Source organism: Streptomyces sp. NRRL S-1022 (assembly GCF_000720135.1).
Taxonomy (GTDB): domain Bacteria; phylum Actinomycetota; class Actinomycetes; order Streptomycetales; family Streptomycetaceae; genus Streptomyces.
In genome coordinates this window covers 1-20,065 of the sequence record NZ_JOIU01000045.1, presented here as the reverse complement: position 1 = coordinate 20,065, position 20,065 = coordinate 1, and the positions used below count along the sequence as shown (strand labels likewise).

23 protein-coding genes are annotated in these 20,065 nt (G+C 68.8%); 9 read left to right on the top strand and 14 right to left on the bottom strand.

All coding sequences use genetic code 11. From position 1 onward, the window contains the following. Nucleotides 1-146: 146 nt before the first annotated feature. The 4 genes from IG05_RS48665 (at nt 147) to IG05_RS0139430 (ending at nt 2,571) form a co-directional block, all read left to right on the top strand. On the top strand, nt 147-290 hold the full coding sequence (locus tag IG05_RS48665) for a hypothetical protein (RefSeq protein WP_199808472.1): 144 nt from the start codon (nt 147-149) through the stop codon (nt 288-290). A gap of 149 nt (nt 291-439) precedes the next feature. Next, nucleotides 440-1,120, top strand: a complete 681-nt coding sequence (locus IG05_RS0139440; protein ID WP_051790757.1) for a recombinase family protein — start codon at nt 440-442, stop codon at nt 1,118-1,120. 64 nt (nt 1,121-1,184) lie between these two features. Continuing rightward, complete coding sequence (locus tag IG05_RS0139435) at nt 1,185-2,036, top strand: hypothetical protein (RefSeq protein WP_158839124.1); 852 nt, start codon at nt 1,185-1,187, stop codon at nt 2,034-2,036. Between the two features lie 313 nt (nt 2,037-2,349). Continuing rightward, the gene (locus IG05_RS0139430; RefSeq protein WP_030348931.1) at nt 2,350-2,571 is read left to right on the top strand and encodes a hypothetical protein; all 222 of its coding nucleotides are present in this window, start codon (nt 2,350-2,352) and stop codon (nt 2,569-2,571) included. A gap of 1,462 nt (nt 2,572-4,033) precedes the next feature. On the opposite strand, the gene IG05_RS0139420 is transcribed toward IG05_RS0139430, so the two are convergent. The 4 genes from IG05_RS0139420 to IG05_RS42925 all read right to left on the bottom strand — a co-directional run bounded on the left by IG05_RS0139420 (nt 4,034) and on the right by IG05_RS42925 (nt 7,690). Then, nucleotides 4,034-4,258 carry a hypothetical protein gene (locus tag IG05_RS0139420; RefSeq protein WP_030348930.1) on the bottom strand — a complete coding sequence of 75 codons (225 nt, stop codon included), beginning with the start codon at nt 4,256-4,258 and terminating at the stop codon, nt 4,034-4,036. A gap of 139 nt (nt 4,259-4,397) precedes the next feature. After that, on the bottom strand, nt 4,398-5,891 hold the full coding sequence (locus IG05_RS0139415) for a hypothetical protein (RefSeq protein WP_158839123.1): 1,494 nt from the start codon (nt 5,889-5,891) through the stop codon (nt 4,398-4,400). A gap of 389 nt (nt 5,892-6,280) precedes the next feature. After that, nucleotides 6,281-6,547, bottom strand: coding sequence for a hypothetical protein (locus IG05_RS0139410; protein WP_158839122.1), 267 nt, complete (start codon nt 6,545-6,547; stop codon nt 6,281-6,283). A 129-nt stretch (nt 6,548-6,676) separates the two neighbouring features. Then, on the bottom strand, nt 6,677-7,690 hold the full coding sequence (locus IG05_RS42925; protein WP_051790754.1) for a hypothetical protein: 1,014 nt from the start codon (nt 7,688-7,690) through the stop codon (nt 6,677-6,679). A gap of 429 nt (nt 7,691-8,119) precedes the next feature. Here IG05_RS42925 and IG05_RS0139400 point away from each other — a divergent pair, with 429 nt between their 5' ends. Beyond that, nucleotides 8,120-9,220: a pentapeptide repeat-containing protein gene (locus IG05_RS0139400; RefSeq protein ID WP_037815661.1), complete on the top strand. Its 1,101-nt coding sequence runs from the start codon at nt 8,120-8,122 to the stop codon at nt 9,218-9,220. A 425-nt stretch (nt 9,221-9,645) separates the two neighbouring features. Beyond that, on the top strand, nt 9,646-10,338 hold the full coding sequence (locus IG05_RS0139390) for a restriction endonuclease (RefSeq protein WP_030348925.1): 693 nt from the start codon (nt 9,646-9,648) through the stop codon (nt 10,336-10,338). 45 nt (nt 10,339-10,383) lie between these two features. Here the strand turns inward: IG05_RS0139390 and IG05_RS0139385 are convergent, their stop codons facing one another. The 10 genes from IG05_RS0139385 to IG05_RS0139340 all read right to left on the bottom strand — a co-directional run bounded on the left by IG05_RS0139385 (nt 10,384) and on the right by IG05_RS0139340 (nt 16,732). Next, nucleotides 10,384-11,373 (bottom strand): hypothetical protein, encoded by a 990-nt coding sequence (locus IG05_RS0139385; protein WP_030348924.1) that lies wholly within the window; start codon nt 11,371-11,373, stop codon nt 10,384-10,386. Next, nucleotides 11,363-11,977: a plasmid partition protein gene (locus tag IG05_RS0139380; protein ID WP_158839121.1), complete on the bottom strand. Its 615-nt coding sequence runs from the start codon at nt 11,975-11,977 to the stop codon at nt 11,363-11,365. The genes IG05_RS0139385 and IG05_RS0139380 overlap by 11 nt, the downstream gene beginning before the upstream one ends. 137 nt (nt 11,978-12,114) lie before the next feature. After that, nucleotides 12,115-12,828: a hypothetical protein gene (locus tag IG05_RS0139375; protein ID WP_051790750.1), complete on the bottom strand. Its 714-nt coding sequence runs from the start codon at nt 12,826-12,828 to the stop codon at nt 12,115-12,117. Then, nucleotides 12,825-13,238: a hypothetical protein gene (locus IG05_RS0139370; RefSeq protein WP_030348921.1), complete on the bottom strand. Its 414-nt coding sequence runs from the start codon at nt 13,236-13,238 to the stop codon at nt 12,825-12,827. Before IG05_RS0139370 ends, IG05_RS0139375 begins: the two co-directional genes overlap by 4 nt. Beyond that, the gene (locus IG05_RS0139365; protein WP_234336250.1) at nt 13,235-13,696 is read right to left on the bottom strand and encodes a DUF4326 domain-containing protein; all 462 of its coding nucleotides are present in this window, start codon (nt 13,694-13,696) and stop codon (nt 13,235-13,237) included. The genes IG05_RS0139370 and IG05_RS0139365 overlap by 4 nt, the downstream gene beginning before the upstream one ends. Then, nucleotides 13,690-15,225, bottom strand: a complete 1,536-nt coding sequence (locus IG05_RS0139360) for a DNA cytosine methyltransferase (RefSeq protein ID WP_030348919.1) — start codon at nt 15,223-15,225, stop codon at nt 13,690-13,692. Before IG05_RS0139360 ends, IG05_RS0139365 begins: the two co-directional genes overlap by 7 nt. Next, the gene (locus tag IG05_RS0139355) at nt 15,222-15,509 is read right to left on the bottom strand and encodes a hypothetical protein (RefSeq protein ID WP_030348918.1); all 288 of its coding nucleotides are present in this window, start codon (nt 15,507-15,509) and stop codon (nt 15,222-15,224) included. The genes IG05_RS0139360 and IG05_RS0139355 overlap by 4 nt, the downstream gene beginning before the upstream one ends. Beyond that, a complete protein-coding gene (locus IG05_RS0139350) occupies nt 15,506-16,093 on the bottom strand; it encodes a GGDEF domain-containing protein (protein WP_051790747.1) in 588 nt (195 codons plus the stop codon). The genes IG05_RS0139355 and IG05_RS0139350 overlap by 4 nt, the downstream gene beginning before the upstream one ends. A 211-nt stretch (nt 16,094-16,304) precedes the next feature. Next, the gene (locus tag IG05_RS48140) at nt 16,305-16,442 is read right to left on the bottom strand and encodes a hypothetical protein (RefSeq protein WP_158839120.1); all 138 of its coding nucleotides are present in this window, start codon (nt 16,440-16,442) and stop codon (nt 16,305-16,307) included. Beyond that, on the bottom strand, nt 16,439-16,732 hold the full coding sequence (locus IG05_RS0139340) for a hypothetical protein (protein ID WP_030348916.1): 294 nt from the start codon (nt 16,730-16,732) through the stop codon (nt 16,439-16,441). Before IG05_RS0139340 ends, IG05_RS48140 begins: the two co-directional genes overlap by 4 nt. Nucleotides 16,733-16,970: 238 nt before the next feature. Here IG05_RS0139340 and IG05_RS48135 point away from each other — a divergent pair, with 238 nt between their 5' ends. The 3 genes from IG05_RS48135 to IG05_RS0139325 form a co-directional block, all read left to right on the top strand. Further along, nucleotides 16,971-17,201, top strand: a complete 231-nt coding sequence (locus IG05_RS48135; RefSeq protein ID WP_158839119.1) for a hypothetical protein — start codon at nt 16,971-16,973, stop codon at nt 17,199-17,201. Nucleotides 17,202-17,265: 64 nt separating this feature from the next. Further along, a complete protein-coding gene (locus IG05_RS49740) occupies nt 17,266-18,708 on the top strand; it encodes a DUF2637 domain-containing protein (protein ID WP_420707655.1) in 1,443 nt (480 codons plus the stop codon). A gap of 126 nt (nt 18,709-18,834) precedes the next feature. Beyond that, the coding region (locus tag IG05_RS0139325) for a type IV secretory system conjugative DNA transfer family protein (RefSeq protein WP_030348914.1) at nt 18,835-20,065 on the top strand (1,231 nt) is incomplete at its 3' end.

The following is a 20,065-nucleotide window of genomic DNA, read 5'->3' as shown; positions in this document are numbered from 1 at the left end:
CCTGTCCGGGCGGCGTGCCATCTGAGCTGGGGATTTCCCGGGCTGGGGTGCGAATTTTCGCGAGAGTTGCGGGGCTAACCCTCGCGTACCTGAAGGTGCGGTCCTGACGCGGACGGGCCGCGTCTCACCCTGCCTTGGAGTTCAACATGAACGGTCTCGACACCCGCACCGCCGTACTGCTGCTCGCGGGCGCCGGCGGCACGTACATCGCCTTCCTGCACCCCGCGGTCGGGGTCGCGCTTCTCGTAGGCCTGGCGGTGGTCGGCCTGCTCCACACCCTGCTGCGGTGAACTTGTTCAACAACCGATCGGTTCTTGGACAGGGGCGGCGGGACGTCGACACGCCCGGCCGGAAGCGACTTCTAGTGTCCAACAAGGGTGTTCAACAACTCAGGGCGTCCAGGAACCCTCTGGGGCCCTTTTCTGTACGGTGCCGTGTCATGACGACTACCGCTGAGTGGGCGGACGCTGACAGCCCGCTGGAAGCCTTCCCCGACAACCCCTCCGGGGCCCGGGTCGGGTACGCGCGCGTGTCTACCAAGGGGCAGCTGCTCGATCGGCAGATCGCGGCTCTGGAGGCGGCGCACTGCGCACGGGTCTTCGCCGACAAGAAGTCGGGGAAGAACGCGGAGCGCGAGGAACTGTGGAAGTGCCTGGACTACCTCCGGCCCGGAGACACCCTGGTGGTGCCCTCCCTCGACCGGTTGGGCCGCTCGATCCAAGACCTGATCGCGATCGTCTCCGGCTTGCGGAAGCGCGGGATCGGCTTCCAGTCGCTGCACGAATCGCTCGACACCACCACGCCCGGCGGCCGCCTCGTCTTCCACGTCTTCGCGGCCCTGGCAGAGTTCATCCGCGAACTGATCGTGCAGGGCACCCACGAGGGCCTGGCGGCGGCCCGCGCGCGGGGGGAGCGGATCGGTCGGCCGCCCGCCATGACGGAGGAACAAGTTCGTCACGCTCGCGCGCTGCTGACCGATCCGGAGAACAGCATCACGTCGATTGCGAAGCTGTTGGGCGTCTCGCGGACCACGATCTACAAGTACGTGCCGGAGCTAAGGGGTGGCCGGAATTCACTAGTGTCGTCTGCTCCCCCCACAACTCTGCCCGCACCGCGCTGACCGCCACCGCTGTAGCTGCGTGTCTAAGTCCACGACCATCGTCCGCCGAGCGGACGATGGTCGTATGCTCGCCTCCCTTCTCCCCGGACTCCGGGAACTTCGTACTCCATTGGCTATCGGATATCTCTACGGCCTCGGGTTCTATCTGCTTCTAGGGGACAAGCTCCCAACCAAGACCGAAGCGGGGCAGCACCTAAAACCGTTCTACGACCTAGCGCACTGGTTAGGGAAGCCGACGCTCCTGGCGGCTGGCGCCTTCCTTGCCTACCTTTTGGGAGCTGTGCTGGAAGTTACCGCGACAACATTCAGCCGCTTGCTGCGGGCTGGTCTGTCGAATATCGACCGTGGAATCCTTGCGCCACTGCGGCGGCAGTCAAGGCTCTTGGACTCATACTTGCCGAGCCTGAAGGTAACAGCAGGAAAGGGACGTCTCATCAGCCTCGGCGCTTCGGGTGAGTTGAGCGAGACGGCTTTTAGGCGGATCTCGGAGTACAGCGAATACAAGGTCTTCCCCAGCAGGATCTCAGACCCGTCCGAGGCTAGGCCTTACGTCGGAGAAGCTGTGGCGCGTCTACTCGGGGATCTGCCACAGTTGCCCACACGGCTATACACCGCTAGCAAGGACATGTATGGCGACTACGACCGCCTGGTAGCCGAAGCCGATCTGAGGGTGAACGTAGGGCTAGCTGGAACTTTCCTGAGTTGTGTGATGGTTGCTCAAGTGCATTTGCTGTGGCTACTGTTGGTGATCCCCATGGCTGTCCTCGCGTACCGAGGTGTCAATAGCATTCGCAAGGCCAATGACATCCTGGTCCAAGCAGTCGTTAGCGATCTTGTGAAGCCGCCCAGCTTCGAGGAATACATCAATGAAATCGGCGCTCGCACCGGCGATTCGCCCGACCCCAGGTATCTGTAGTTGCGGGCCATCACGTCCCCGTTCACAAGCAGGCGGGTCCGTCACTGTTAGCGGCATAACTGTGACACTGAACGAACCGTCGGGGCGTCAGGAACCGGGAGGCGGGGAGCTTATCCAGGATCTATGGCCCGGCCGGGGACGCGTACGGCTCGCGGCGGATGCGGCGGGGGAGGCAGCAGGAGTCCGCCGGGCGGCCCGGCGGGGAGGGGAGGCCACGGCGTGGCGGACATGACCACCTACGGGTAGCGGCCGGGCGCCGCGCGCCCGGCCATGTCGACGTGGCCTCCCGGCCAGGACGGTCGTTGGTCCGGGCATGACGCTGTATGAACTGCCGCGGCCTGCCTGCGACGTGGACTCGCCGAGGGAGCCGTGGCCCGGAGAGGGCGCGGCCCTCGCGCAGGTGGCGACCACCGGTCGGCGGGCGGCGGACTGGCTGCGGTCCCTGGGCGGCGCCATCGCTGACGGGGAACTCGCCACGATGTGCGCGGTCATGGACAGTGCGATGCGCATCGCCGGATCCCCGAGCGGAGAGTGAGGGACCCAGCCGGCTGCCACCGCATCCGGTCGATGGGCCGGGTCATCCTGCTGAGCCGCCGCGACTGCCGGGGCCGAGCGTCCGCCGCGGTGCCGGGGCCGTCGCTGCGGGCATGACGGAGATGGACGGCGCCATCGTCGCCCTCTTGGTCGGCGCCGACTCCGGGAGCGGTCCTCCCCCAGTGATTGGCGTCACCGCCCTCGACGGTGGCTTCGCCGGCCCCTCTCTCAGTGGTCTCCCTGCCGCACAACGCTAGTTGCTTTCCAAACACTCATTCGGGTGAAAACGTGCGAAAGACTTGCCGGGATCCGCGGTCATCGGCGCCACCTCGGCACCATGGCTGGTGCGGGGAGCCTGGCCGGAGTCGGCTTGGTAGCCAGGCGGGATCGACATCCCGCTGGCCCGCGCGCCCTGGCCAAGTTGGCGCGGCACATGCCGCCTAGGCCCACGGTTTCACGGCAGCACTGAGCTAATTCTTGTACAGGCGGGGACTCCAAGGAGTCGTTCGGAAGCAGCCGGTCCAGCCTGCATGCCGCCAGCCCACGGCATCCGCTTTAGCACCTTTCCGCTGGCCAGCCCCCGCGACACGCGCGGTCACCCGATACCTGAGTGCCTGTTTCTGAACCCCGTATCAGCAGGTCAAGAGCCACAGGACCGAAATAGGCGCTTTGCGCAAACGTTCGGGGAACGGTCACGGTGACCGTTCCCCGAACGGCAACTGCCGGGGATGGTGTGACGCGAGCGATAGAACGCTACGAACGCCGTGGCGCTGACGGTCATCAGCGTCGCCGGGAGTCCACCAGGTGGCCGCGACCTTGATCGATCTCAAGGTGATGACGGTGACCTTGGCCTACCGCCACCTGGCACCAGGCTACCGAGCCCGCGCCTTCGGGGGTTCAGAAACAGGCACTCAGGTAAGCCACTACATGTGGTGGTTGGATGGCTACAGCAGCCCAGAAGTTGTGGTCCCCCGGGTCCGACTCAGACCCGAACTGGCCTATGCTTGGGGCTACTTCGCCGCGCAGGCCCCTCACCTGCTTCGTTCCTCCCGGAACGGAGGCCCTTCCCCAAGGGCCACTTGGGGCTTCAGCAAGGGGAGGCATGGTGGACCAGCACGAGCATTGCGCCTGCTACGAGAACGCTCTGGCCTTACGTCAGATGTTCTTGGACTGGGCGCCCGTGATCGTCACGGCCATCACCGTACTGCGGTCTTTCTGGTCGTGACCAGGAAGCCGGATCGCCCCGCCGCAAGGTCTGTGCTCAGCAGTGAGCCCGGCCGATGTGTGGACGGCCGGGCCCGGTGACTGCAGTACTCGCCGCAGGGGGTCTGTCGCCGGTTGCCGCCGGCTTCGGACCCCCTCGTGGCGTCGCAGGACGTGCATCCTGGTCAGCCAGCTCATGGTGCGGTGAGTCCCCTGCATCGTACGGGAAGCGGCGCCCGCTCTATAACCCGGGTGAGGCATCAGGTGGTGCGAGGCGGCAGCTTCTCGTCGGCGTGGCCGCCGGCGCCGAGCGTGCGCCGCGGTGTCGGCGTCGTCGCCGAGTGGGCGCCGAGTACGCCCCGGGCGCGCAGCTCGTCCAGGTCGGGCAGGCGGACGCCGGGCAGGGCGTCGAGCAGGTCGGCCTCGGTGGCACGGATGGAGGGGGACGCCTGGGGGCCGGCGCCCAGAGTGCGGCGGACTGTCACATGATCATCGTACGGTCGAGGGCGCCCGTTAGTCCGGTGCACGCACGATGCCAGCTTGCCTTTCAGGCTCACAGGGTCCCCTCTCCCGATGGCTCCGTACACGTTACTGCCCCGGCCGGCCCCCGGCGGGCCCCAGCCGTCAGCTGTGGCGTCGGGCGCGCTTCTCGGCGCGGGCCCTGGCCAGGGCCGCCCGGTAGGTCTCCTCGTCTCTCGACCGCGTCAGGGGCATGTCGAGACGGCGCCGGTCCTCCATCTGCGCCTCGTGCAGGGCCTCCGGCTCGCGGGATGCCCAGCGGCGCGGCTGCTCCTGCTGCGGGCGCGGGGCATACCGGTCCAGTCCCCAGCGGCCGGACAGTTCGGCTCGCTCGGCTTCCCGCCGCAGCTCGGCCTCCGCCGCGATCCGCGCGGCCTCGCGGCGGCGCTCCTGCTCGCGCAGCTCGGCCTGGCGGTCGTGCAGGTCCGCCGGGGTGGCGGGGGTGGCCATGATGCGGGTCCGCTCGGCAACGGCGGTCTGGACGTGGTCCCACCTCGTGACGTGGTCGGCCTGGGCGACGGGGCGCCGGCGGCCGCCGTAGCGGTGGGCGTTGCGCCGGTCGTTGATCAGGCGCCACAGCCTCCACGCGGCCAGGCGGCCCACGTCGTCCACCCCGGTCACACTGCTGGACAACAGCTCGACCAACTCGTACTCGGTGGCCCGGCGCAGTGCGATCCGAACCGTGCGCTGCAGGTCGGTCCACGCGGAAGCCGCCTGCCAGCGTCCAAGCTCGTCCCAGTGCCCGGAGGGCAAAAGAACCTTGCCGTGGCCCAGCTGGGCCCGCCAGGCGTGCCAGGCGCGGCGCAAGACCCTGTCTGCGACGGCGTGAGGGTCGTCACCGGACAGGAACGCAGGCTGCTTTCCAGGCGCCGCCGAAGGCGTCGTTTTTGCTTGTCCCATCTCGTTTGACCAGCTCAACCCCCTACTACCGGTAGAAAGAACACCAGATAGTGGTGAAACTTCCCTCGCGTTAAGAGGGGACGTTTTGCCATTGGTCATCAGGCGGTGAGTCAGGGCCTCGGCGCGGTCGCGGTCGGCCACGGCCCAGCACCGCAGATCCTGCGGCCCGGCCCCCTTGCCCAGGGCCTTGGCGGAGCGGCGGATGGCCTCGGCTGCTGCGGCCGCCGGGGAGCCGGCCGCATGCTCCCAGCGCGGGGCGGCGTCCAGCTCGGCGGCGCCCTCCTCGTCCACAGCGACGACTTCGGGTTCGCCGGACAGCACCGCGGCATCGGCGGCATCGGTCAGGTGGCCGTACCGGACGTCCTCGTAGGGGTCCTCGACCTCGGGGAGGTCCCAGACCTTCAGCTGCTGGGCCAGGTCGTCCGGGAGGTCGCGCGGGATGGCGTCGACCCGGAGGACGAGGGCGTAGACCGCCCGCCGGCCGGGGGCCGGAGCCACGACCCGGGCGGCGAACCCATAGCGGTACAGGCCCTTAAGGTCGTCCCAGAACCGGTCCTCTCCTACGCCGAACTGCCAGGCGTAGCGGGCGGCCAGGGTCATACCTCCGTCCGTGCGGCCGGTGCCCCACTGACCGACCACTCGACCGGTCGCGGGGTCCAGCTCCTGCTGGGAGAGGAACCGGGCCAAGCGGTACTTCATGTCGGGCAGCAAGCCACGCCCGTACGCCAGCTCCGCTACCCGGTACCACATGGTCAGGGTGATCTTGGGAAACCGAAGTACAGCAGCGTGATCTCGAATCAACGAATGCGGGCTGGCCTGCACCGACGCCGATGAGATGGACACACCGGAGCCAGGGCGCACTGGGCCAACACCGCAGCCATGAGCTACGATGCGAATGCCTTTCAGCGATGCGTTGAGGGCACACGAGGACCCGGTGGCGGCTTGGTAACCCGGCACCTGGTTCGCGGCTAACAGCAGAAGATGGGGATCTCAGGCCCGCTGGCGTGCGAACTCAGCTGAGATCCCTCCGCACGTCGTAAGTGCCCTGGCTGGTAAGGCCGGGGCCTTTTGACGTCCGGATGTTGTCGTCATCCGGCCTTAGGCAGCTCCTGTGGGTTCGCGGCGGCGTTCTTCGCGGCTTCGCGCGCCTTGCGACGCGACTCGCGCTTGTGCAGCTCCATGAGGGCTTCTCGGAGGACTTCAGCGCCGGAAACGCCCATGTCTCTGACCAGCTCCTCGTACAGCCCGCGTACGTAGTCGCCTGGCTTCAGCACAACGCTCGCGCGCACGGTTTCGTTGGGCGGGAGGTGTCCCGTCCCGTGCCTGTGCGGTTGCTTGCGTCCACGTACTGCCACGGGGGGATCTTAGCGGGGAAGTGGTCTGTGTGGATCACACTTTCAACCGTGTCTTGGAAGTTTTCCCAGGTGTGCGGAGCCCAGTTGTCGAGCATCCACGCCATGCAGACGTACCGAATCCTTGGGGCGTCAAGGGAGCAGGGCTGTCGGCAGTTTCGCCAGGCGTCGCTGCACGTCTTCGCGAGCGCCACTCGATCCAGTGACATGGGTTCGCAGGGTCAACAACTCGGTACCCAACTCACGCGCTCGCTCCGGGTTGGTGACGCGGTGCCAGGCGTAGTGGGCGCGGTCGACGGCGGCGACGACATCGGGGTGCGTCTCGGGCTGGTCGGCGGTCAGTCGCATCACAGCAGCACGTAGCCACAACTCACATGCCCAGTCTGGCGCGTCCTGTTCCAGGGCGATGACGGCGCGGACCTCGATCCAGTGGGCCACCTCTGGAGAGTGCGGGCCGTGCCGGCGGAGGGCTGATTGCTCCCACGCGGTTGCGATGGCGGCGGCCTCCGCATGGCGCCCGGTTTGGATTGCTTGACTGATAGCGCGGTGTGGGTCATCCTCGGCGGCCGATGAGGGTGGAGCGGCTGGCTGCGTTGGCCGAGGCCCTGGTTCGGAGACGTCGACCGTGGGTGACGGCTGCGTCGGGTCTAGCGGCGCGGGGCCCAGCCACAGGATGCCAGTAGGCTCGACCTTGGCGGCGCGGACGGCCAGGTGGTGGAGGTCGTCGGTGGCCGGTCTCGTCGGCGTGGTGCGCAGGATGTGCGCGAGCGCATGTGTGTACGAGGGTCTGGGCCGGTGACGGCGGTCTTGCAGCTGCACAGCACCGTGCAGCGCGTAGGGCCCGTCCAGAGTCTGCTTTCGCTGGACTAGGGCCTGCCAGACGTCGGTGCCGGCGGCCAGATCGACCATCACCGAGGTGCTGTCCGGCGGTCGGTGCTGCAGCTCGGCGGTGAGCCAGTGCCATGGGAGCGCGGTGTACCGGACGGTGCGAGCCGTGGTGCGGGCCAGAGCCAGGTGGAGGCGGTGCTGGCGGTGGTCGACGGCCAGGTGTCCGACGACGTAGACGAGTAACTGGCCCTGGACTGCAGCCGCGGTGCGGATGGTCGTCAGCACGGTATGGGGGTCGTAGGGGTTGGCCAGTTGCACAGAGTTGGCATACGAGGCACCCACCAGCCGTGCTGGCGCGATCGCGGACAGCTGGGGCAGCGTCGCCGGCGGCGAGCGGATGGCGCACGGGCGGCTCGGCAGCTACCAGTAGTGCGTGTCCCGGGTGTTCGGTCGGTGCTGCCGTGCTGGTTGCCATGGTCAGCACCGTAACTGGCTAGTGCGGGTGTCGCGCGAGCCTTTCGCCGTAGGTCGGCCCGTCGGCGCCCGTGCTCCTCTCTCTGGCACCGGCCGCAAGGTACGGCATTGGAGTGCAGGCCACTCCCTGGGGTCCTAAAACACCTCCGGATGGATGTCCCAGCGGCCCAGTCGGTGTCGACAGCGCCGCAGGGTGGAGAGGTGACAGGTGGATCGAGGTGGCGACATCAAGGTCGGCAGGCACGCGGTCACTACGCCCCGGAGCTGTGGCGTGTGTGGATCGTGGCCCCGCTCGCCGTGCTCGCAGCCATCGGCGCCGGCTGCCTCATCTATCAGTTCGTCGTCGCCCCTCGGGTGACTGGCACCGCGGACGCTCTCAAAACCACGATCGCCATCCTCACCCTGGTCGGCGCCATCCTGGCCGGGGTCTACGCCTACCGCAAACAGCGTCTCGCCGAGGGCGACGCCCACCGTGCCGATGCAGGCCAACTGGCCGACCGTTACACCACGGCCGCCAGCCAGCTTGGCGACGACAAACCCGCCGTGCGTCTCGCCGGCGTCTACGCTCTCGCCCGGCTCGCCGACGACTGGGAAGAACAGCGTCAGGTGTGCATCGACGTCCTGTGTGCCTACCTGCGCATGCCCTACCAAACCGACCCGACCTCACCAGAGCATAGAGAGGCGGAACGCCAAGTCCGCCTCACCCTCATCCGTGTCATCCGAGACCACCTGCAGGACCCGGGAACCCACACATCCTGGTCCAGCTGCAACTTTGACTTCACTGGCGCCACCTTCGATGGCGGTGACCTGTCCGGCAGCAAGTTCTGCGGCGCGGTGAACTTCCGCTGGGCGAGGTTCTCCGGCTTCGTCTTCGACTTCGGCGACGCGAAGTTCTTCGGCGGCACCGTGGACTTCCGCGGGTCAAAGTTCCGCGACGGCTTCGTGAGCTTCCGCCGGGCAAAGTTCTCCGGCAGCACCGTGGACTTCCACTACGCGGAGGTCTCCGGCAGCACCGTGGACTTCAGCAACGCGGAGTTCTCCAACGGTCAGGTGGTCTTCGCCGGGGCAGAGTTCTCCGGCGGAACCGTGGACTTCCGTTGGGCGAGGTTCTCCGGTGGCAAGGTGGACTTCCGTAACGCGGAGTTCTCCGGTGGCACGGTGGACTTCCGTAACGCGGAGTTCTCCGGTGGCACGGTGAACTTCCGCTGGGCGAGGTTCTCCGGTGGCAAGGTGGACTTCCGTAACGCGGAGTTCTCCGGTGGCACGGTCGACATGACTTCGGTCGGGTCATGGAAGAAGCCGCCTACTCTCAACCGTATCTGGCTGGACAGTCCACCTGAGGGGTTGTTGCTCCCCTGCCCGCCCGCTCCCTGATCTTCAACTTCGCCCGTCCCGTCCGAGGGTGCCGGGGTAGGAGGCGAGCCCCCGCGACTCCTGATCCGTTGTCAGTGGCGACTGTCATCATGGCTGGTTGCAGCAATGGTCCTACGAGGGGGAGGCTCCATGCCTTGGGTACGGCCGTACGTGCGCTCTGACGGGACACCGGTTCGCGGGCATTCGCGGCGGGCTCCGGGCGCGAGACGAGAAATGACGATCTTCGCTCTGTTCGCGTTAGCCGTGGTCGGGTTCGGCAACGGTCACGCGTCGGCGGACGGGGCGGGCGACAAGAGGGGGCCGGGCCCGCGGTCGACGGTCCACTACCCGATCAAGTTCGACACGACCCCGACGTGGAAGCGGAGACCGCAGCCAACGCCCACGGTGTCGTATCCGATCAAGTTCCCGTCCCAGCGGGGGACCCGGTGACGCGGCGGTCGCCGGCGCGGCGGCGCACGAGGCGGCCCGGTCGTCGGCGAAAGGACTCCGATCTGATCGGTTTCCTCCTGGCGGCGGCCGTGGCGCTCGCGGTGGTGGTGACGGTGGTCCACTGGCTGCTGGCCCATTGGTGGGTGATCGCCCTGCTCCTGGTCCTCGCTGGCCTCGCGGGCGGCGGCTGGCTCTACAGCCTTCGGCAACAGGCCCGGTGGGAGGCGGTGCGGGCGCAGGGGCTGCGCTACGGGCTGCCGCAGCTGGACGCACTGCACCACTCCCGGTTCGAAGACGCGATACGGGATCTGATGCGCCGGGACGGCTGCCGGGATGCTCAGAGGGTCGGCGGCGGTGGGGACCTGGGCGCCGATGTGAAGGCGACCGATCCGTACGGGCGGCGCTGGGTGATCCAGTGCAAGCACCGCCGCAACGGGGTCCGGGGCTCGGCGGTGGGCACCCCGGACCTGCAGGTGCTCAACGGCACGGCCCGGCAGGTGCATGGTGCGGATGTGGCGGTCATCGTGACGAACGGGCGGGTGACCGCGCCGGCGGTGACGTTCGCCAAGCAGCAACGGCTGCACGTGGTCGACCGCCAGACGCTGGGCGTGTGGGCGGCGGGCTCGCGCCCGCTGTGGGAGCTGCTGCGGGCCGTACCGCCCCCGCGTCGCTCAACGCCGTTGAGCTGAGAAAGGCCTCGTTAAGGGGAACCCGGCAATTTTGCCGGGTTCCCCTTAATCATGGGCTCGGTCCTCCACTACCTCGGCGTCGATGACGTCATCGGCCGGGACGGTGGCCTTGGCGAGGATGCGGCCCACCTTGCGGAGGCGCTTCTGCAGGTGCTCGGCGTCGACGGCGGAGCGTCGCAGGGTGGCACTCTCATCCATCAGGGCATTGTCGACGCGCTCCAGGGCCCTCTCTACGGCGGTCACGGCCTCCGCGAGGGGATCGGCAGCTTCCTTCGTCTTTGGGGCTGTCAATGCAGCGTCTGGGGCTTTCGCGGGCGCGGGGATCGACGGCCGGGGGGCGTGGATCTCGCGCCATCGGACTTCGACCGCCTGACGGCGGTTCTCGGGGTCTTTCTCGGCGGCAGCGGGTTCCAGGGCCTTGGCGACTCGGGCCGTGATCTGGTGAGCGGCCAGGCGTACCTGGGCTGCCTCGAACGCGGAGCGGAGCATCACGTAGGCGTGGGCGGCCTGCTCGTCGGAGGTGCTGTCGGCGTAGTCGAGCATGGCCCGGACATGGGACGCCGGGGCGGGCTTGCCCAGGGCGTCCTGTACGGCCTTGGCCAGCCGCCACTCCTCCTGCAGCCGGCGTGCGTCTCGCTCGGTCATGCCGTCGTGCTCAGCGGCCAGGTACTGGGGCCACGTCCGGGACCCGTCACCGCGGTACAGACGTCGCCGGCGCACGATCTCCAGAGCGCGGCCCAGCATCCACTGGGCGGAGCGGGCGTTGTCGATGGCACGGTGGCACTCGGCCAGCTGCTCCAGCTCATCGGGGCGGAGCGGTCCGCTCGCCTCCTCGGGGGTCACGTCCCGCTCAGGAAGGGTGGCGCCCCAGTGCGCGAGGGTGAACGGCTGGTCCCGCAGCTTCGACGGGCTCGTGTCCTGAGTGGTGTCCAGGGCGGTGCCGGTGGAGGCGGCGGTAGCGGTCGAGCCGTTCGTCGGGGTCTGGGTGGCGGCTGTCGCGGCGGCCCCCGCCCGCAGGTCACGCCTACGCGTCACGCTTGATCAGTCCCCTCGTCTCCATCTCGGTGACCAGCTCACCGAAGGGGCCGTGCGCGGCGCGCTCGACGGGGAACGCTGTCGCCTGCTTGATCTCGTCCCGAACCGGGATCATCACGGTGAACAGGTTCCAGCCCTCTTCGCGCATCATGTCGCGGATGTCCTTCGCCGACCGGACCCCGGTCCGAACCCGGTTGAACAGCACCCACAGCGGCGGGGCCTGGCGTCCGGGGCGTGCGAACGCCGAGCGGGCCACGATGTCCGTGATGGGGGTGGAGGTGCGCGGCTGGGTGACCCGCTGCCAGTCGGCCATGGATGGCTCCATGTGCAGGATGGCAAGGTCTGCGACCTTCAACACAGAGTCGGCAATGTGCGGGTGGTTCTCGGTGTGGCCGACGTCCACGATGTCGATCCCGCCCTTCAGCGATTCGACATCGGTTGCGAAGGTGGCCGTGGCGTTCTTCTCGACGGGGAAGGGGAAACCGCCGGCGGCCTCCGACCACTGCGTGAGGTGCTGGGATTCGTCGGCGTCCCACGCGCGGACGGTGTAACCGACCTCGTGCAGAGCGTGGGCCATGAAGCCCGTATCCGTGGTCTTGCCCATGGATCGTGGGCTGATGTTCGCGATGAGCACGGCGGGGCTTCTTTCTCCCTCGGTCTGGCGGTGGCCCGCATGATGCTGCCATGCCGAGAAATGCGTAGGGACCCCCACCGCCGTGGGGGTCCCTGAAATGCCTGCGCTCAGTTCAGCTCGGCGACGTTCGCGGCCCGGAGAAGTGCCTGCACGTCCAGCTCCTCGCCGGGCTGGATCGCGCGCTGCTGACGGGCGTGGGCGGCGGCCACGATCGCCTCGACCTTCGCCTGCTCCTGGCGGTACTCCCACTGGGCCTGGGCGACGGCGCCGGCGGTCTCGATCGCCTTCACCCGGGCCTGGTTGGCGCCCTTGGTCTCCTCCATGGCCAGCTCGTGGGCCTGGGCGCGGGCCTCGCTGCGATCCTTGCGCCAGAGCGGGGCGCACACCGCGTACACCGCGGCGGTGGACAGGGCCCACAGCAGGGCAGCCAGCTGCCAGTCCGGTGTCCAGGCGGTCACCCCGGAGACGGCCAGCACGGCGGCCGCCGAGAAGCTCATGCGAACGGTTCCGTTGTCGCCGTGCGGCTTGGCGGCCGCGATGCATCCGGCGCATCCCGCGAGCGCGGCCAGGGTGCCCGTGACCCAAAGGGGGCGGGTAGAGCCGTCCGGGATCTGCCCGTTCCAGCTCCACGCGAGCGCGGACATGGTGGTGGTCGCCAGGCCCGGCGCGAGGCGCCCGAAGTGGGTCCAGAGCCAGCGGCCGACGGACTGCCGGGGCGGCAGCTGCGGGGCCGGGCGGAATGTCCCCGGGATCTGGCGGTGGGCCTGCTCGATGAGGTAGAGCGCCGGATCGAACGGCGCGGGGCTCTGCTGCTCGGTCACAGCGTCATCTCCTGATCTCGGGTGACTTCCTGCTGGTGGTGCTGTTCGCTGGCGCGGTACCGGTCGTCCCGCTGCCGCCGCTCGGCCTCCTCGCTGTTCTGCCGCTCGCGGGCGGCGGGGCCGTTCTCGCCGTACACGGTGACCTCGCCGGGGTTGGCGGTGCCGTTCGTCGGGGGGTCGATGGCGGCTATCTCCTTGCCGCGGTAGAGCACGCTCCCGGACGGGGTGATCTCGAATCCGTGCTCCCCCCGGCCCGGGTTGTCCCGCACGATCCGCTGACCGTCGATGGACACGCCCTGGTGGTCCAGCGTCACCTCGTGGCCGTGCCGCTCGACGGTGAGCCGGGACTTGCCCGCCATGTAGTTCTTGCGGTCCCACTTCCAGGGGTTGAACTCCTCTTCCTGGCTCACGCGCTCACCCCCTGATCTGCCAGTTCAGCCAGGACGCGGGCGTGGCATGGCTGCCCCTCGGCGCACCAGCAACCGAGCCGCCGGCCGCGCAGCTTCGACAGCTCGCGGGCCACCAGTTGGGGCCGCTCGGCGAGCCAGGCGCGGTACCGCTCGACCACCTCGGCGGCGTCGCCGTGCTTGCCCACCCGGTAGGGGTTGGCGAGCACGTGACCGTGCAGGCGCCACCCGCCCTGGAAGTTGGGGCGGCCGACGTACACGACGTCCGCGTACTCGGGGTCGTCCTGGTGGCCGTGGAGGTCCACCACCGTGGTGGTGGCGGCCGCCGGGGGGCAGTCGCCAATTGGCGACTGGGGGCCCAGGGCCGGGGCCGCCTGGGTGGCGGGCTCCGGCTCGGTGTCGAACATGGTCAGCTGGTATCCGCCGTTCATCTGGCGGGGATCGCGGCGGCGGGTCACCATGCCGTCTCCAGCGGCTCGCCGGTGACTGCCTCCACGAGGGCGGACACGATGACCTCGGCCACGGGCGGGGTGACGGCGTTGCCGTACTTCCTCACCCTGTCACGCTTGGACCCGGTGACGATGTACTCGTCCGGGAAGGCCATCGCGGCGCCGATCTCGTGCGGCTCCAACATGCGGAACCTGACGTCGCCCAGGTCGACGCTTTCGCGGACTTCCGCGAGAGACCAGCGGTCGCGGGTCGTCACGGTGCCCACGGGGTCCTCGACGGTGCGGGCGGTGCCGTTGCCGTAGTACGGGATCAGCAGTCGCTGACCGGTGACGAGGCCGTGGTGGTTCCCGCTAGCGCTGACGGTGTTCAGTGGCTCGTCCACGCCGTACGTGATCTTCTTCGACCCTCCGCCCCGAAGGCTGATCTGGAACGGCGGGATGGCCAGGCCGGTCTCGTTGCGGGCGGTCTGGGTCCGCATCGGCTGCTCGGCGCTGGTGGCCACCTTCCCGTCCCTGCCCTCGGTCGGCACGAGAAGCGGCGGCACGGCCAAGGCGTCCGTCTCACGGGTGGTCCGGGTCGGCATCGGCTCCTCGACCGACACCGGCTCGGTCCGCCAGGTCCCGCCGGCGGGCACGGTGAACGGGGTGGCGAACCGCTGGATGCCCCGCAGGATGCGTTCCATGGTGGCCTCGGCCAGCGGCTCGTCCCGGTCGGCGATGCGGCGGGCCTCAATCGACCAGTCGATAACGGCGGCCGCGGGCATCACCTCGGGCTCCACGATCGAGCCCCGACACTTCACGTTCGGGCACCGGTACCAGTACTGGCCGTTGCGCCCGTACGCACCCATGTCGACGCCCTGCCGCTTGAACACCTGCAGCGCGGTCACCGTGGTGTCGCACACCTTGCAGTACGCCCGGGGCCGCAGCCACTTGTTCCAGTCCGGCGTCCGTCCCAGGGACTTCAGCCAGTAGGCGACGAACAGGCGGTTCCGTGACTGCGGGGCCCGCCGGCTGCGAGGCGCCTTGACGTGCATGGAGTTGATCGCGATCACGCGGACCTCGTACAGGCCATCGCACCGGACCTCGCGCAGCCAGCGGGTCCACTGGTCCCACTTCCTGCACTCCACGACGTTCTCCACGACCCCGCACAGCACGGGCTTGCCGCGTCGGATCATCGCCTGCAGGTAGCGGGGGACCTCTTCCATGAGCGCGCGGGCCCGCTTGGTCTCCGGGTCCGGCTCTTCCTCCCAGAACAGGACACCCTGGGTGCTGGAGTCGAAATCCCGGCGCTTGCCCCGCGCGTTGCTCCATGGCGGGCAGCTCGGGGAGGCCCAGAAGATGTCCGCCCGAGGGAACTTGGCGATGTCGGCGCGGGCCACGTCGCCCTCGTAGTGGTCGGCGTTGGGGAAGTTCCTGGCGTGGTCCTCCACGGCGTCCTTCTTGTGATTCGCCGCGAAGATCAGTTCCGTGCCGGGCACCTCGGTGGCGCCCTTGCTGGAGCCGCCGACTCCGGCGAACTCGTCGTAGAGGGTCAGCGTCATGCGATCACCGCCCAGACGGATCGGCCCATCCCGTACAGGACGAGGGCGATCAGCACGGCGGTGGTCACCACGGTGCGCGTGGCCTTCAGGACGGGCCAGAAGCCGATGGGCGCCTTGGCCAGGGCGAGGGCCAGGACGGCGGCCAGCACGGCGGTGCCGTACGTGGTGACGGCGGTCAGCAGGGCCTCGATCGCGTTCCGCCCGATCTCCACGGAGGTGGCCATGACCAGCACGGAGAGGACGAGGGCGGCGGCAGCAATCAGGCGTTCACGGGCGATGCTCACCGGCCCACCTCCTGGCTGTCCTGGGTGGTGTCCTGGTGGCGGCGGTGCTGGCGGCGGCCGCCGCTGCCCTTGGCCTGGTACATGGCCTGGTCGGCGTGGCCCAGGGCCTCGGACAGGGTGAGTCCGTCGGTGGGGACGGCTCCGATGGACGCGCCGACCTGGAGCTGCACGCCCTGCCAGTCGATGGGGGCGGTCAGGAGTTCGTGCAGCTGCTCGATGCCGTCCTCGAAGTTGTCGGCGGTCATCACCAGGGCGAACTCGTCGCCTCCGAGACGGCCGGCGGTGCCGTCCGAGGCTCCGGCCCACAGGTGGAGACGGTGCCCGGTGGCCTTGAGTACGGCGTCCCCGGCGGCGTGGCCGAACGTGTCGTTGACGGCCTTGAAGTCGTCCAGGTCGATGACAGCTACGGCGGCGCCACCTCGCAGGATGCGCCGGATAGCGGCCTTCTCCCACCCTTCACGGGTGAGGAGCTGGGTCAAGGGGCAATGCCGGGCAGCGGCCAGGCGGCGGCGGAACAGCAGACCGTGGGTCGTCCAGCCGACCGCTAACGGGGCAGCGGCTACGAGGGGTTCGATCAAAGACATGGGTGTGCCTCTCCAACAAGGCGAGCAAGGGGGAGGCAAGCCGCCCGGTTGAGCGGAACCCGGCAAAATTGCCGGGTTCCGCTCAACCACAGGGGAACGGCCTGCAGGAGGCCCTATCGGGCGGGGTGCGGCCGCGCGGGCTGCTGCTGCGGCTGGCGTCCGTCGCGCTCGTGCGGCTGCGGACGAACCGGCAGGGGCGGGCGGGTGTCGCTCATCGAGCGCCCCCGATCCCGCTCACGGCCTGACCGTGGCGCTGCAGTTCGGCCTCCGCCTGCTGGCGGGTCTGCTCGGCGCGCTGGGCTGCGGCTGCGGCCTCGGCGGCCGCCCGCGCCTGCTCCTCCTGCGTCATGCGCCCACCGCCAGCACCGCGTGCGGCTTCGGGGAGCCGGTGGGGATGCGCGCCGGGAGGTCGTCGCCGGTGCCGGTGCTGACGCACTGGCAGGTGACGGCCTCCAGCCGGCCGCCTCGGCGGACCATGACCTGCTGGAAGTCAGCGCAGTTACCGCACGCGGGCTTCGGCTGCTCGAACGCCGGGCCCCACTTGCCCACGGCGACCAGCCGGCGGCCGCCGTTGATGGAGAGGTCGACCGTCGCCAGGGGGGTGCTGGTGACGGCAAAGGAGATGACAGACTTGCTCACGGAGATCCCTTCCACTCAGGGGTGTCCCAAGCCCGGGAAGCGGTCGCTCGCTCGCCCGGGTGGAGAGGGTCGGGGCTGCAACCCCGGCCCTCTCGTCTTGCTGATTCCAAGGTAGCGAATTTTTCCTAGGTTACAAGGTTCCTAAGAATAAATCTTGCTAGGAAACTAGGAAGCTGGTTACATAGGCGGGGTGAGATCATCTCTCCACCTGCACCAGCTCCGGAGAGGTGGCGGACCGATGACAGATGAACCCCCAAAGCCCAAGCGCCAGCGGGGGCGACCGAAGAAGGAGGACACGGGCAAGATGCGTCCGCTCAACGTTGAGGTTCCCGAAGACCTCCAACTGCACCGACGCGGAACCCTCTGCAAGCTCGACACCGGCATGAGCCTGAAGGACCAGGTCGCGCAGGCGTATGACGAGTGGCTGACCCGCAAGGGCTACGCGAAGGCGACGCCGGAGGACAGCTAAAAGAGCGAGCCCCGGCGGTGAGGAAGCACCACCGAGGCCCAGACGACGCTGAGATTGGAGTCAGATGCGTCAGGACCAGGGTACGGGTCAGACCCCCAGGTCAGCCCCGATCCCGACCAAAGAACCGCCGACACTGACCCGGGTTCACCGGGTGCTGATCGGGGTCGTCTGCACAGGCGCCTTGATCATCGCGGGTATCGGCTTCGCCGGCTCGTACGCGGCCGTGCGCGAACTCGCGCTGAAGAAGGGGTTCGGCAACTTCGCGTACGCGTTCCCTGTGGGCATCGACGCGGGCATTGTCGTGTTGCTGGCGCTCGATCTGCTGCTGACCTGGATCAGGATTCCGTTCCCGCTGCTCCGTCAGACGGCGTGGCTTCTGACGGCCGCCACGATCGCCTTCAACGGTGCGGCCGCCTGGCCCGACCCGCTCGGCGTCGGGATGCACGCGGTGATCCCGGTCCTGTTCGTCGTCGCGGTCGAGGCGGCCCGGCACGCTATCGGCCGGATCGCGGATATCACGGCGGACAAGCACATGGAGGGCGTGCGCATCGCGCGCTGGCTCCTTTCCCCGGTCCCCACCTTCAAGTTGTGGCGTCGGATGAAGCTGTGGGAGCTGCGCTCCTACGAGCAGGTCATCAAGCTGGAACAGGAACGGCTCGTGTATCAGGCGCGTCTGCGGCAGCGGTTCGGCCGTGCCTGGCGGCGCAAGGCTCCGGTGGAGGCCCTGATGCCGCTGCGGCTGGCCCGGTACGGTGTCCCGCTCCGGGAGACGGTGCCGGCGGGCCTGGAGGCTGCCGGAATCCCGGTGCCTGCGGAGCTGCAGCGCCTCGACGTCCGCGAGGAACTGCCCAAGGTGTCCGTGCCGGAGCTGGAGCCGGTGCAGGGAGGCGTCGACAAGACCGAGCATCACGGCCCGGCCGAGGCGCTGGACGCTGCGGTGGAGCAGACGGCCGGCCCCTCAGAGCCGGAGCCTGAGCAGTCGGTTCCCGGCACGGACGAGGTGCACGGGTGGACTGACCTGGAGGCGGAGTTCAGCGGCGGGTATGCCCCATACGGCGCGGGCAGTCAGGCGGGTGCCTCGGTGCCCGTGGCGGCCCGAGACAACGGACGGCCGCATGTGGTGCAGGCCCGGATCGACAGCCTCGAGTGGGCCGACGTCGACCCGCAGCTGCCGCTGACGGGCGGGGCGGTGGGCCAGTCGCCAATTGGCGACAGCCAGGGCGTGCCCTTCGTGCCGGGCCCGGCGACGTCGCCTGAGCTGCCCGTGTACGAGGTGGAGGACGGGGCCCTGGACGAAGACGAGGTGGCGGCCTCGGAGAAGGCGACGGTTCCGGAGGGTTTGGCAGGCAAGGAACTGCTGGAGTACCTCTACCTGCAGCTTCCTCTCGAACAGCGGGCTCCCCACCAGTCGGCCAGTGCCCTGGCTCGCCAGTGGCACGCGGCTGCTGGCCTGACGGAAGGCAGTGCCCGGAAGTACCTGGGCGACGTCATCAGGAAGCACAGCTGAGAAATGCCGGGGCTGAATGTCAGCCCTGGCTCGTACGGTGATCTGTGAGGTCACCGGATCAAATGGGCGCCCCCGGGAGGCGCTGGTACCGCCGGCCCGGGGACTTCGCGACAAGAGGAGAAGCTCGTGTCACGCAAGGAAGAGAGTACGTCCCCCAACAGCACAGACCTTCCCGGCGCCGTGCGGCCGCACTGGATGCATCGGATCATCGACACGCACAAGCCCGCCGGCCTCATCGTCGGCAAGCCTCGGCGGGGCATGGGCCCCGCGTCCCTGGCGGCGGGTCTCCCCGCCGTGGCGGTGACGGTGGCTAACGACCCCAATGACGACGTGCCCGGCCTCCTCGAAACGCTCGGTACCGTGGCCACGCACTGGCCCCTCGGCGGCATCCCCGGCTTCGCCGTGACAGCGGCGGGCGGCTGCGTCGTCGGCTACCTGGCGCTGAAGCAGAAGTGGGACCTGGGCAAGTCCGGCCCCACGGCCAGGCCGAAGGATGCGGAAAAGGTCGGGTTCGCCGAACCCAAGGAACTGCGGAAGTGGCTGTCTGAGTCGGGGCTGCGCAAGCGGGCCGACGTCCTGCGCCCGTCCCTCGCCGGGGTCAAGGGACGCTCGATCAGTCCGCATGACCTCGGCTACCACCTGGGGACGGACCTCCTCTACAAGCGGGGGCTGTTCATCGCCTGCGAGGACCTGCTGCTGATGTACGCCCCGCCCCGCTCCGGCAAGTCCGCCCAGCTCGGCAACGCGGTCATCGACGCGGCCGGCGCCGTGGTGGCCACCTCGACCCGCGGTGACCTGTACGAGCACACCCACAAGCTGCGCCGCGCTCACGGTCGGCCGCTCTGGGTCTTCAATGCCGGGGTCTCCGGGGTTCCCAACACGCTGCGCTGGAACCTGGTGGAGGGCTGCGAGATCCCTTCGGTGGCCATCCGGCGCGCGGGCTACATCCTGGCGGCCTCGGCCTCCGGGGAGGACATGGAGAATGCCTCCTTCTGGGAGGGTCACAGCTTCACGGTGCTGTCCTCGTACCTGATGGCGGCCGCGCTCAAAGGCAGTGACCTGATGACGGTCCGCAGGTGGGTGACCAACAGCCTCGACCGCGAGCCGCTGGACATCCTGGAAGGGCACTACGACCGCGTTCCGGCAGGCTGGGCCCAACTCCTGGGCCAGATGCTGAACGCCCCGGAGAAGACGAGGGACAGCGTGTACCTGACGCTGGTCCGCAGCTTCCAGTTCATGTCCCACCCGGAGGTCATCGAGATCGTCAGCCCCCGCCCCGGGGAGCAGAAGTTCGACGTCCAGGACTTCCTCAACAGCCGCGGCACGCTCTACGTGATGGGCCGGGACATGCGGTACG